Annotated in this window: 7 protein-coding genes; 3 read left to right on the plus strand and 4 right to left on the minus strand. The window is 74.5% G+C overall.

Annotation, left to right across the window (positions count from 1 at the left end; all coding sequences use genetic code 11):
* Nucleotides 1-5 precede the first annotated feature (5 nt).
* The 4 genes from IG74_RS0106320 to IG74_RS0106345 form a co-directional block, all read right to left on the minus strand.
* Entirely contained in the window at nucleotides 6-1,280 is a 1,275-nt protein-coding gene (locus IG74_RS0106320; RefSeq protein WP_030670975.1) for an MFS transporter, read from the minus strand.
* Nucleotides 1,277-3,847, minus strand: coding sequence for a class III lanthionine synthetase LanKC (lanKC, locus tag IG74_RS0106325; protein ID WP_063761222.1), 2,571 nt, complete (start codon nucleotides 3,845-3,847; stop codon nucleotides 1,277-1,279). Before lanKC (IG74_RS0106325) ends, IG74_RS0106320 begins: the two co-directional genes overlap by 4 nt.
* Nucleotides 3,848-4,201: 354 nt before the next feature.
* Entirely contained in the window at nucleotides 4,202-6,796 is a 2,595-nt protein-coding gene (gene lanKC, locus IG74_RS0106340) for a class III lanthionine synthetase LanKC (protein WP_051854622.1), read from the minus strand.
* Between the two features lie 299 nt (nucleotides 6,797-7,095).
* Complete coding sequence (locus IG74_RS0106345; protein WP_051854623.1) at nucleotides 7,096-8,187, minus strand: radical SAM protein; 1,092 nt, start codon at nucleotides 8,185-8,187, stop codon at nucleotides 7,096-7,098.
* Between the two features lie 251 nt (nucleotides 8,188-8,438).
* Here IG74_RS0106345 and IG74_RS47740 point away from each other — a divergent pair, with 251 nt between their 5' ends.
* The 3 genes from IG74_RS47740 to IG74_RS0106365 all read left to right on the plus strand — a co-directional run bounded on the left by IG74_RS47740 (nucleotide 8,439) and on the right by IG74_RS0106365 (nucleotide 12,736).
* On the plus strand, nucleotides 8,439-10,439 hold the full coding sequence (locus IG74_RS47740) for a sensor histidine kinase (protein ID WP_158857489.1): 2,001 nt from the start codon (nucleotides 8,439-8,441) through the stop codon (nucleotides 10,437-10,439).
* Complete coding sequence (locus IG74_RS0106355; RefSeq protein WP_234334239.1) at nucleotides 10,432-11,130, plus strand: LuxR C-terminal-related transcriptional regulator; 699 nt, start codon at nucleotides 10,432-10,434, stop codon at nucleotides 11,128-11,130. The genes IG74_RS47740 and IG74_RS0106355 overlap by 8 nt, the downstream gene beginning before the upstream one ends.
* Before the next feature lie 214 nt (nucleotides 11,131-11,344).
* Nucleotides 11,345-12,736 carry an NADP-dependent succinic semialdehyde dehydrogenase gene (locus IG74_RS0106365; protein ID WP_030670994.1) on the plus strand — a complete coding sequence of 464 codons (1,392 nt, stop codon included), beginning with the start codon at nucleotides 11,345-11,347 and terminating at the stop codon, nucleotides 12,734-12,736.
* The last annotated feature ends 25 nt before the right edge of the window (nucleotides 12,737-12,761 follow it).

Consider the following 12,761-nt stretch of genomic DNA (forward strand, 5'->3'; position numbering starts at 1 on the left):
GGCCCTCAGTCCGCCGCCGACACCTCCGCGCGTCCCGTCTCGGGCGTGCGGTCCGCCTCGGCGTCGCCGGGCCCCGGTGGCCGGAACACCCCCCGGCCCGGCGACGCCGCCGCGCACGCCGCGAGGAGCGCGGCGAAGACCAGGAAGACCGTGGCGGCGGGGAGTTCGTCCAGGAGCGCCCCGGCGAGCGTCGCTCCCAGGGGCGGCGTGGCCATGAACAGCAGCCCGATCGCACTGTTCACGCGGCCCTGCAGCCGCGCGGGCGTGTGCAGCAGGCGCGCCAGCGTCATCACGGAGCCCGACACGGCCACCGCGAGGGCGCACCCCGCGAGCAGGGCCGCGAGTACCGCCGACTCAGGTGCCAGGGCCATCGCGCCCACCAGGGCCGCGCACACCACGCCGGTGGACAGCACGATCGTCGACGAGTCGAGATGCCGGCTCGCCAGCGGTACGAGGACGACGCCCACCATGGCGCCCGCCGCCGACGTCGCCGTGACCATCCCGACGGACAGGCCGGACGCGCCCTCGCGCGCGACGGTGACCACGACCGCCAGGTACACCCCGTCGAGGGCTAAGTTCTGCGCCGACGCCACCAGGGTCAGCCGACGCAGCAGCCGCTCCCGCCACAGGAAGCGGAGCCCGGTCGTGAAGGACGGCCACCAGCCCTCGCGCGGCCCGGCGGGGACGCCGGGGCGCACGCCGAGGGCGAGCAGACAGCAGGCCGACACCGTGTAGGACGCGCAGTCGAGCCAGAACGGAAGGCTCGCCCCCGCGCCGAACAACGCGCCCCCGACCACCGGGCCCAGGAGGTACGCGGCCTGCCCGCGCACCTGGTTGACGGTGAGCGCCGTGGCCAGCTTGGCCTCCGGCACGACCTCGCGCACCAGGGGCAGGGCGGCGGCGTTGAACGGCGCGGTGAGGAAGCCCAGCACCGCGCCCGCGGCCAGCAGCACCGGGAGCGACGCGAGACCGGCGACGACCGCCGCCGCGAGGGCCGCGCTCGCCGCCGCGCGGCCCGCCTCGCACACGAGGAGCACCGCGCGGCGGTCGAACCGGTCGGCGAGCGGGCCCGACGGCAGACAGGCGAGGGCGAGCGAGCCCGTCCACACCGCCTCCACCAGGCCGACGCGCAGCGGCGAACCGGTGACCTGGAGGACGAGCAGGGGCAGGGCCACGGCGGCGGCGCCCGAGCCGAGCATGGACAGGCCCTGCCCGGCGCACAGGAGCTGGAAGTCCCGGTTGCGGCGCAGGCTGTCCGTCGCGGGCGCCCCGCGCTTCACGCCGGTGATCCCACGGGCGCGGCCTCAAACAGGGGCAGCGGTGCGCCCGGCCCGCCGGTCAGCGCGCCGTGCACGGCCAGCAGCACTCCGGCCGTGCCGGTGGCCAGGTCCATGGAGAGCTTCAGGAGGCCGTCGAGCGCGAAGGCCCGCCGTCCCCGGAAGCGCACGCAGTGGAGGCCCAGGCTCCGCAGGTGTACAGCCGCTGCGGAGCCCGGGCCGGCCAGGCGGGAGGCGGCGTGGAGCAAGCCCGCCTGACCGTCGAGGAGGCCGGGGGACAGGAGGAGTTCCGTCCCCAGGCCCGCGCGCAAGCGATCGCGTACGCGCGCGTAGTGCGGGTCGTCGTGGTGCCGGAGGTACGCGTCCAGGGCGAGGCCGATCCCCGCGCCGCCCCGGTCGAGGGTCGGCAGCCACCGCTGCCCGTCCCTGACCTGGAGGAGGCCTGCGCGCGGCTCCCCGCAGCGGCCGAGGTCACGGGCCAGCGCGAGCTGGGCGAGGCGCAGCCACCGGTCGTCACCGGTCGTCCCGTGCAGCCGGGTGAACAGCAGGGCCGGGCCCGACCAGCCGTGCATGAGGCCCACGGCATCCGCGGGGCCCCGCAGCCGGCCGCCGTCCTCGATGACGCGGGCGAGCCGCTCGCCCAGGGCCTCGGCCGCACTGACGTCCTCGTCGCGGCCGGTGCCGGTGGCGAAGTGCAGCCGGGCGAGGCCGATGCCCGCGAGTCCGCCGAACAGACCCGCCCCGCAGCCGCCGAGGTCGACGCCGTCGAGCCGGTCGAGCGTCTCGCGGGCCTCGTCACCGCGCCCCAACACGTCCAGGACGTACGCGACTCCGGCGAGGCCGTCGTACAGTCCGGGCCGCGGCCAGCGGGTCCGCCGCGCCGCCCGCACCAGCCACTCGACGTGGTCGGCGAAGGCCGGGTGCCCCGAGCGGCCGGTGGCGTGCAGGGCGTACAGGACGCCCGCCGCGCCGAAGGCGAGGGCCGCGCCCTGGTTGTCGAACTGCCGCACGTCACCGGGGAAGAGCCGGTCGTCGCGCTCCGGCGTCGCGCTGAGCAGGATTGCCTCGGTCATCGAATCGAGGGCGGCCACACCGTCGGCCTCCGGGTCCTCGGGCCAGCGGGAGCCGTCCGGCTCGTCGGCGTCCTCGACCGGCGGCAGCCGGCCGGGCGGCGGGGAGAGCCGCTGCCGCAGCCGCGCGCCGAACCCCGGCGGCACCGGGAAGCGCAGCTCGCTCCAGGCGGTCAGCTGGGCGAGCTTGTCCGGGTCGAAGCGCAGGAGCGGCGTCAGCGGGCAGAACAGCGCGAGGGCCAGGGCCGCGAGCCCGTACGTGTCCACGGAGCGCCCCGACCGTGCCCACCGCGCGGTGAACCCGGGCGTGCCGAGCGCGGGCGCACCCGCGTCGCCGTCCGCGTGCGCCGTCTCGAAGTCGACCAGGCACACGCTGCCGTCCGGGCGCACCATGACGTTGCCGGGCTGGAGGTCACCGAAGACGACGCCACGGGCGTGCAGTTCCGCCACGGCCCGCTCGATCCGGTCGAGGACGTCGCACGCCCAGCGGGCGTACGCGTCGAGCTCCGCCGCGTCCGCGCCGACGCGGAACAGCGGATGGCGGCGCCCGATCGCCTCCTGCAGGGTCTCGCCGGGGATCAACTCCTGGACGAGGAACTGGTGTTCCCAGTGGCGGGTGCGGCCGTGGAGGCGCGGCACGCAGTCGAGCCCGGCGAGCCGCGCCAGCATCGCCTCCTCGTTGGCCAGGCGGGCCACGGCGTCCGTGCCCCGGTCGTCGAGGCCCGCGTGGGGGCGCGCCTCGCGCAGGACCACGCGGCGGCCGGTGTCCTTCTCCACGGCCCGGTAGACCCCGCCGCCGTTGGAGAAGTGCAGCGCCTTCTCCACCCGGTAGGGGAAGCCGCCCGGCGCGGCCGAGCGGAACGCGGCGATGTGCGGGGCGAGGAAACCCGGCGGCTCCACCCACGGCGGCACCCGGAACGACGCGCTGCGCACGTCGGGCACCAGGGCGCCGCCGGGGCCCGCGACCGCCGGGACGTACTCGCCGTCGGGCGCGAAGCAGTACACCGGGTCGAACCCGCCGTAGCGCACGTACAGCGGGCCTTCGCCCCACCGCAGGTCGCTGAGCACGTACGGCCCCTCGACGCCGTGAAGCCGCGCCGCGAGGCCGGTCAGGACGCGCTCCAGGTCCGGCTCGTCGACGGGGTAGACGGTCACGAGCTTGCCGCCCGCGGGGCGCGGCGCCTGCTTGGCGTTGACCTGGCGGTGCACGACCGCGCTGCGCAGGAACTTGAAGGTGGCGCCGTGCTCGACGCAGTAGTCCCAGGCGGTGTCGACGACGTGCTCGGCCCGGTCCTCCGTGGCCGAGATGTGGATCTTCCAGCCCTGGCGGGGCAGCAAGGTGTCACGGCGGCGCAGGTTGACCCAGCCGCCGCGCTCCGCGCGCAGCCAGCCCGAGGGCGGCGGGCTTGCCGTGCGGGCGAAGCGGCTCCCGGCGTCGTCCACGCGGTCGAGCGCGTCCATGAAGCAGGGGTCCGCGACGAGATGGCCCTGAGCGAGCATGGTGTGAGTCTCCTGGTGCCGGTCCCGGTCGGTGGTCGAGGCCTGCCGGCCGTGGGTGGCCACGGCCGGCAGGCGTCACGGAATGAGACAGGGCGTCAGCCCATCCCGAACGTGCTGTGGTAGCTGTTGACGCAGGGCCAGAGGGAGAGGGTCTCCTCCTCCAGCTCCTGCAGTTCGAGGATCTCCGCCATGTGTGTCACCTCCTTCGTGCGGTTCTCGGTGGCAAAGAAGGAGCGGGTACGGGCGTCCCGGATCAGCTCATGGTGAAGGTGCTGTGGTAGCTGTTGGCGCAGGGCCACAGGGAGGGGGTCTCCTCCTCCAGCTCCTGCAGTTCGAGGATCTCCGCCATGTGAATCACCTCCCTTCGCGGACTTGTGGGTACGAGGGCCGCGGGTCGAGGTACGGCAGGACGGGCCCGCCACCCCCGAACGCGGAGTCCAGAGCGAGCAGTACGCCCGCGGCGCCGGTGGCCAGGTCGGCGGAGAGCCGCAGCATCCGGAAGCCCGGGAAGGCCAGGTGGCCGCGGTAGGAGTGCGCGTACCAGGCCATCCGGCGCACCTGGGTGCGCAGGGCCTCGCGGTCCCCGGGTCCTTCGAGCGCGGCGAGCACCGCGATCGCGCCCGCCCGGCCGCGCAGCAGCCCGGCGTTGCGCACGTACAGCGCGCCGCAGGTGTGCCGGACGGCGGCGAGCAGCGCGGCCCTGCCCTCCTCGGGCCGGTGCCGCAGCAACGCCCGCAGGGGGAAGGCGAGTCCGCAGCTCCCGCCGTGCAGGTAGGGCAGCTGGTGGGTGCCGTCGAAGAGCGTGAGGGAGCCGTCCGCCGCGGTGCTGCACCGCGCGATGTCGAAGCCGAGCGCGCGCTCGGCGAGCCCCAGGTAGCGGGCGACCCCGGTCTCCTCGTACAGGTGCAGGAACAGCAGCGCGATGCCGGATCCGCCGTGCAGCAGGCCGTACGGCGGGGGAGTGCCGGGGCGCGGCGCGGCCGGTCCCCGCGTGACGAGCCCGGCCAGGTCGACGGCGGTGCGCAGGGCCGCGTCGTGGAGCGCGGTGTCCCCGGTGGCGCGGGCGAACCGCAGCTGGTTCAGGGCGATTCCGGCGCTGCCGCCCGCCAGGTCCGGGCGGATCACGCGGGCGTCAAGGGGCCGGGCGCGGTCGAGGACGGCGAGGGCGCGGTCGCGGTGGCCGAGCAGATCGAGCGTGAGGGCCACGCCGTGCAGCCCGTCGTACAGGCCCGGCCGTGGGTCCGGGTCGCGCTCGGCGGCGTCCGCGAGCCACGTGACGTAGTCGGCGGGGACGGCCGCGCCCACCCGGTGCAGGGCGTACAGGACCCCGGCGGCGCCGTGGGCGAACGACGGTCCGCCGAGGGCCGCGGGCCCGAAGGGGGTGCCGGGGAAGAGCCGGTCGGCGCGCTCGGGCGTGGCCATCGCGTGCAGGCCCGCCACCAGGGAGTCGCGCAGGGCGGGCCAGTCGGGGCGCTCCGCGGCGAGCCGCCCGGCGTGGTCGGCCGCCTCCGTCTCCGGCCCTGTCGCCCGGGACAGGCGGGACAGGAGGGTGGCGCCGAAGCCCGGCGGGACGGGGTAGTGCTGGTCGACGGCGCGGGTGAGGACGCGCAGGGTCGTCCGGTCGCGGTGCGGCACCGGAAGCAGCAGCCACAGCCGCAGCACGTCGAGCAGATGGGCGGTGGCGGCCCGGCCGCTCAGCCCGGCCGGTGCCGTGAAGCCCTCCTCGCCGACGGCCGGGGCCCGGTCGTCCGTGAGGTCCGTGACCGTGTCCAGACGGCTGAGCACGACGCGGTCGTCCGGGCCGAGGACGAGGTGCTCCGGGTTGAGTTCGCCGAGGCGGAACCCGCGGTGCCGGAGCGCGTCCAGGGCTGCGGCGACCCGGCCGACGACGCCGAGGGCCCACTCCGCGTAGCCCGGGGCCTCCTTCTCCGCGCGGTCCTCGGTGGCCAGCGGGAAGGCGGCGGCCGCCGCCTCGGCCAGGCTCCGGCCCTCGGGCAGTTCGACGGCCAGGAAGTGGTGTCCCGCCTGGACGTGGTGGCGCACGACGCGGGGCACGCAGTCCAGGTCCGCGAGCCGCTCCAGGACCGCTCGTTCGCGCGTGAGCCGGGTGACGGCGTCCGTGCCGTGCGCGTCGAGCCCGGCGTGGGGCCGGGCCTCGTGCAGCAGGACGGGCGTGTCCGTGGCGGTGTCGGTGGCCAGATAGGTGCCGCCGCCGGTGGTCAGGCGCAGGGCGCGCACCCCGCGGAAGGGGAAGGGGGCCTCCGGCGGGGCGCGCAGGGCCTTGAGGTCGGCGCGCAGGACGTCGGGCAGCGCGACCCACTCCGGGCAGCGGAACACCGGGCGGCGGTCCTCGGGCACGAGGGTGCCGTCGGGCCGTTCGAGCGCAGGGACCAGGGCGTCCTCGTCGCCGGGGGCGGCCAGGTGCCCGGCGGCGGGACATCGCCGGTCCTCCGCCGCGGCGTAGCGCACGTACAGCGGGCCCGAGCGGTGGCGCAGACAGCCCGGCACGTACGGGCCCGGCAGCGGTTCGAGCAGCGCGGTGAGGTCACCGAGCGCGGTGCCGAGCACGGTCTCGTCCGCCGGGTGCAGGACCAGCAGATCGGCGCTGGTGAGCCGGTCGGCGCGGAGGTCGCCGAGGGCCCGGGCGGCGGCCGTACCGCGTACCACGTCCACGGGGATGCCCTGCCGGAGGCAGTACTCCACGACGGTCTCCGCCGCGCGCTCCAGCTGGGGCGGCGTCACGGAGACGTGGATCCGCCAGCCCTGGCCCGCCCGCCACGCGGACGACGGCCGCAGCCGCGTCCACCATCCGCAATCGGTGCGCTCCCAGCCCCGGGGCAGGGGCCGCAGGGCCGCCGTGAGCCTTTCCGCGGTGTCGGCAAGGCGCTCCGGGAATTCGAACAAGACCGCGTCCGCGCGGTAGAAGCGGTCGTAGTCCTGGAGTTTCATCACGGTGCGGCCTCTCCGATGAGAACCGGGCAGAAAGGGATTCCGGGGAATCGAGCGGAACCCCGACAGGGAATCGCGCGGCATTCGAACGAACGCCTTCCGGCGGAATTCGTGTCCGCGGAATGTGGTGCGAGAGAAGGGGCGGCGGTCGTGGGGTGGGGCGGCCGGAGCCGAACACCCGGGGCAGTCGGGGGCGGCGACCCGGCCTCATCAAGCGGCGCGGGCGTGGGCGCGGCCCCCACTGTCAAGCGGATGCGCGGCCCGGCCCACCACCGTCAAGCGGATGCGGCCCGCCACCGTCAAGCGGACCGGTGGAGCTCCGGCCGCCCGGCGTCCGCCACCGCGACGAACTCCGGCGGCCGCGTACGCACCGAACGCCGGTCGATGCGCGCGATGTCGTCGGCGGAGCCGAAGCGCCGGTCCATGCGCCGGGCGGCCTCCGCCCACGTCCGCATGGAGTCCACGGCGGACAGCGTCTGCACGACGAAGGGGTCCTGGAGCCGGGCCAGCGCGCGGTCCCACAGCACCGCCGCCGGCTCCTCCAGGAGGTTGCCGACCGTCCCCTCGTACACGGGGAACGCCCGCACCAGGCCGTCCGGCTCCACCTGCATGACCTTGGTGTCGATGTCCTGGGCCACCCGCTGCGGCTTCATCGCCAGGTTGAAGTTGTCCGTGGTGAAGACGGCCACCGACGGCGGCGTCAGCTCGCGCAGGCGGGAGCGGAAGGCCGCACTCGTGAGGCGCGCGACCTGGTCGTCGCCGAGGAGCTCGTGCTCCTCGAACTCGGGGCGGCTGGCGAGGCCTTGCGGCACGGCGACGTTGAACCCCAGCGTGGTCAGGCGCGGGAAGCGGTGGGCGATGTCGCCCGCGATGTCCTCCAGCTGCCCGAAGTTGCTGCGGACCACCACGCAGTCGATGCCGAAGCGCAGCCGCCCCCGGCCGGCCGCGCGCCGCTCGCCCGCCACCTCGTCGAGCAGGGTGAGGGCCGCGAGCACCCGCTCGAAGGAGCCCTCGCGCCCCCGGATGCGGTCGTGCACCTCGGGCGTCGCCCCGTCCAGGCTCACGACCACCTCGTCGAAGTGGTCCGCGAGCCGCTCGGCCAGGGTCCGGTTCATCACCCACCCGCTGGTGTTGATCGACAGCTTCGCCCCGCCGGCACGCAGCCGCTGGGCGACCTCGAACACGCCCCGCACGACGAGCGGTTCGCCTCCGGAGAGGGCCACGACCCGGGGACCGAGCGCGCTCAGCGCGTCGGCGACCCGCAGCATGGCCTCGGGGCCGAGCTGTCGCGAGGGCCGTCTGCCCGATTCCGAATAGCAGTGCGAGCAACGCAAGGGGCAGGCGTACGTAGTGTCCCAGACGACGACTTCCGGACCGGAACAACGACTCATGACAGCCACCCGTTCTCTCGTCCCTGCGCGGCGTCGGACCCTCTGAATCCGCCCTCGCGATTCCCTTCGAGTGTTCTCACGGACGGCATTGGGGGGCACCAGGGCACCCCCCAAAATCCTTGGAGGTTTTCCGCCAGGCGCGGTCGGTGGATTTCTTCTCTGGACGACCGTCACGACCGGCCCCGATAATGTCGCCCGTGGCAGGCAGAAGCGGGGGGATGCACCTCGTCGCCGCGTGCGGCGGAGCGTGCTTGCTCTGGGCAACGCTCATCGGGACAACGCAGTTGGAGAACCGCTACGTTCTTCCCTGGATCCTGGGTTCCGTACTCCCGTGCTATTTCGCCGGTCTCTTCACCTGGTGGCACGCCCCGGCAAGCCCCGTGGCCCGGCGCCTGTTGCTGCTCGGCACCTGGCTATGCGTCTCCGTCGCCGTCCGCCACACGACCTCGATGCTGAGCCGCGAACTCGGATGGTACCTGCGCCCCGAGGCCGTCGGCGTGCTGCTGCCCCTTGAGCGCGGTCTCCAGACCGCCAGCCAGCTGTGCCACCTGGTGGTGAGCATCCTCGTCGTCCGCCTGCTGGCCCTGCTCCCCGACGGTGGCTACCGCTTCCGCTACGAACGCCGCGTCCTGGACGCCCTGTGGGGCCTGCTCGCGCTGCCGGTCCTGCTGCCCCTCACCGGCCTGTCGGACCACACCGTCTACTACATCGTCTTCTACCACCCCGAGGCCTTCCTGCCCGGCGTCGGCGCCGCCCTGCTCGTGCTGCGCTGTCTGCGCGCCCGGGCCGCCGGGCTGCGCGACGTGGCCGCGCTGCTGCCCTTCGCCGCCGTGGCCGCCGTCGTCTTCCTGGCCCGCGGCTCCTCCCGGCTCTTCCGCGCCTGGCAGGCCGAGCAGGGCGCCCTCTACCTCATCGGCTCCCTCCTCGGCGCCCTGCCGTACGTGTCGATCTCCGTGACCCTGCTCTACGCCGCCTTCCGCCACCGGCTGTTCGGAGTCGACATCGCGCTGCGCCGCTCCGCCGTGTACGGCTCCCTGTGGCTCATCATCAACAGCTGGTACGTCGGCATGGCCCTGACCCTCGGGCTCACCGCGGGCCTGGTCTTCCCACTCGGCCTGTCCCTGCTGGTCGCGGTCGTCGTCACCGCCCTCTTCCAGCCGCTGCGCGCCCAGCTCAACGCCCTGGTGGAGCGCCGCGTGTTCGGCAAGAGGCTGAGCAGGTTCGAGCTCCTCGTCCAGTTCGGCACCACCCTGGAGCACGCCTACGACCTCGACCGGCTCGCCCCGCAGCTCGCCACGGGGCTGCGCGAAGGCCTCGACCTGCGCTGGGTCCGGGTCCGGCTCGGGGGAGTGGGGCTGCCCCTCTCGACTGCGGAGGCGGGCGAACCGCCGCCCGGCGAGCGGTCCCTCGTCAGATTCCCGCTCCTGTACGGGGACGACGTCCTCGGCCTGATCGAGTACGGCCCCAAGGCCGAGGGCCGCTGCGCCCCCGAGGACCACGACATCGGCCAGACCCTCGCCCGGTCCGCGGCCCTGGCCGTGCACAACGTACGCCTGGCCGCCGAACTGTCCGCGCACGCCCGCGAGACCCAGCGCCAGGCCACCGAACTGGCCGCGTCCCGCGCCCGCATCGTGCACGCCCAGGACACCGAGCGCCGCCGCATCGAGCGCCGTCTGCACGACGGCATCCAGCAGGAACTCGTGGTGCTCGTCGCCAAACTGGCCCTCGCCCGCAACCGTCTGCACCGCGGCGGCGACATCGACGCCGCCCTCACCGAGATGCAGGACGACGCCTACCGCGTCATCGACGACCTGCGGGAGCTCGCCCACGGCATCCACCCGCCCGTCCTCACCGACCAGGGCCTGGTCGCCGCCGTCACCTCCTGCGCCCGCCGCATGCCCGTCCCGGTCACCGTCCACAGCGAGGAGGCGCTGACCGGCGTGCGCTTCGCCCTCGACATCGAGGAGTCCGCCTTCTACCTGGTCTCCGAAGCGCTGACCAACGTCCTCAAGCACGCGGCCGCCGGACACGTCACCGTCCGCATCACGCGCGGGGGCGGCCGCCTCCAGGTCGAGGTGGCCGACGACGGCACCGGCTTCCCCACCGCCACCACCCGCGGCTCCGGCCTCACGGGCATGCGCGACCGCACCGAGGCCGTGGGCGGCGAGCTCACCGTCACCAGCCGCGTCGGCACCGGCACCGTCATCCGCGCCCGCCTCCCGGAACGCGTACGGGAGGAGGCCCGTGCCTGAGCCGCCGGGCACCGCACCGCTGCGCGTCGTCATCGCCGAGGACCACTACCTGGTGCGCGAGGGCACCCGGCGGCTCCTGGAGGACACCGGCGAGGTGGACGTCCTCGCCGCCGTCGGCACCGCCACCGAGCTCCTCGACGCGGTCGGACGGCTGCTGCCGGACGTCGTCATCGCCGACATCCGGATGCCGCCCGGCCACCACACCGAGGGCATCACCGCCGCGCACGCCATCCGCGCCGCCCACCCCGGCATCGGCGTCGTCGTCCTGTCCCAGCACGCCAACGAGAACTACGCCTTCGACCTCTTCCGGCGCGGCACCGACGGCCTCGCCTACCTCCTCAAGGAACGCATCGGCGAGGTCGACGAACTCCTGCGCGCCCTGCGGGAGGTGACCGCCGGGCGTTCCGTCGTCGACCCCCGCATCGTGGAAGTCCTCATAGGGAGCCACGCACGGGCCGCCGACGCGCCCCTGTCACACCTCACCCGCAGGGAGCTGGACGTCCTCAGACAGATGGCCGAGGGCAAGACCAACCGGGCGATCGCCGACTCCCTGATGCTCTCGGAGTCGACCATCGAGAAGCACGTCAACTCCACCTTCGCCAAGCTCGGCCTCGCCGAAATACCGCAACTCCACCGCCGGGTCAGCGCCGTCCTCGCCTATCTGCGCCACACCCCGGCGGGCCCCGGCTGACCGGTCAGTCCGTTCCCGGCAGGGCTTGCCGGAAGTGTACGAATGCGTTCCCTTCGGTCGAGATGGCGCGCGCCAGTGCGCCGGGCGCGGCGGAGCCCCCGGCGTCGGCCCCGACGAGCATGGGTCCGCCCCGGCCGGGTACGCGGCGGTCCTGCGTTGCGCCCCGGCGGGGGACGCGCCAAGGTCGAGGAAGGCGTACTAGGAGGCCACAGACATGCCCATCGCAACGGTGAACCCGGCGACCGGCTGGACCGAGCTGACCTTCGAGCCGCTCGGCGCCGAGGAGATCGAGGAGCGGCTCAGGCGCGCCGCGGCGGCCTTCGACCGCTACCGCACCACCGGCTTCGCCGACCGCGCGGACCTGCTGCGCCGCGCCGCCGACCTCCTCGACGAGGACACGCCCGACATCGCGCTCACCATGACCTCCGAGATGGGCAAGCCGGTGAAGGCGGCCCGCGCGGAGGCCGCCAAGTGCGCCAAGACCATGCGCTGGTACGCCGAGCACGCCGAGGCCCTGCTCGCCGACGAGCGGCCCGACGACGGCGACGTACGCGACTCCGGTGCGTCCCGGGCCTACGTCCGCTACCGCCCCCTGGGGGCGGTGCTCGCCGTGATGCCGTGGAACTTCCCGCTGTGGCAGGTGGTGCGGTTCGCCGCGCCCGCCCTGATGGCGGGCAACGTGGGGCTGCTCAAGCACGCGTCGAACGTGCCGCAGACCGCCCTGTACCTGGAGGACCTCTTCCTCCGCGCGGGCTTCGACGAAGGCTGCTTCCAGACGCTGCTCGTCGGCTCCGGCGCCATCGAGGGGATCCTGCGCGACCCCCGGGTGGCGGCCGCCACGCTCACCGGCAGCGAGGGCGCGGGCCGCTCGGTCGCCGCGATCGCCGGGGACGAGATCAAGAAGACGGTCCTCGAACTGGGCGGCAGCGACCCCTTCGTCGTGATGCCGTCGGCCGACGTGGACGCCGCCGCCCGCACCGCCGTCACCGCGCGGACGCAGAACGCGGGCCAGTCCTGCATCGCCGCCAAACGGTTCGTCGTGCACGCCGACGTGTACGACGCCTTCCTGGAGCGGTTCGCCGCGGGCATGCGGGAGCTGACCGTCGGCGATCCGACGGACGACGCCACCGACGTCGGCCCGCTCGCCAGCGAGCAGGGCCGCGCCGACCTGGAGGAACTCGTCGACGACGCCGTACGCCGGGGCGCCACCGCCGTCTGCGGCGGCGGGCGGCCCAAGGACCTGGAACGGGGCTTCTACTACGAGCCGACCGTCCTGACCGGCATCACCCCCGAGATGCGCATCCACCAGGAGGAGACCTTCGGCCCGGTCGCCACGGTCTATCGCGTGGCCGACCTGGAGGAGGCCGTCTCCGTGGCCAACGACACCTCGTTCGGCCTCAGCTCCAACGCCTGGACCACCGACCCGGCCGAGCAGGAGCGCTTCGTACGCGATCTGCGGGCGGGTGGCGTCTACTTCAACGGGATGACCGCCTCGCACCCGGCCTTCCCCTTCGGCGGCGTCAAACGCTCCGGGTACGGCCGCGAGCTGTCGGGCCACGGCATCAAGGAGTTCTGCAACGCCACCACCGTGTGGCACGGGGCGTGAGCGTCCGGGGGACCGGCAGGTGGCA

It is taken from the genome of Streptomyces sp. NRRL B-1347 (assembly GCF_000720325.1).
In the GTDB taxonomy this organism is placed as follows: domain Bacteria; phylum Actinomycetota; class Actinomycetes; order Streptomycetales; family Streptomycetaceae; genus Streptomyces.

Bases quoted from the DNA above. Each gene is read 5' to 3' on its own strand.
- lanKC (WP_063761222.1), bottom strand. From the start codon at position 3,847: ATGCTCGCTCAGGGCCATCTCGTCGCGGACCCCTGCTTCATGGACGCG.
- lanKC (WP_051854622.1), bottom strand. From the start codon at position 6,796: ATGAAACTCCAGGACTACGACCGCTTCTACCGCGCGGACGCGGTCTTG.
- IG74_RS0106345 (WP_051854623.1), bottom strand. From the start codon at position 8,187: ATGAGTCGTTGTTCCGGTCCGGAAGTCGTCGTCTGGGACACTACGTAC.
- IG74_RS0106365 (WP_030670994.1), top strand. From the start codon at position 11,345: ATGCCCATCGCAACGGTGAACCCGGCGACCGGCTGGACCGAGCTGACC.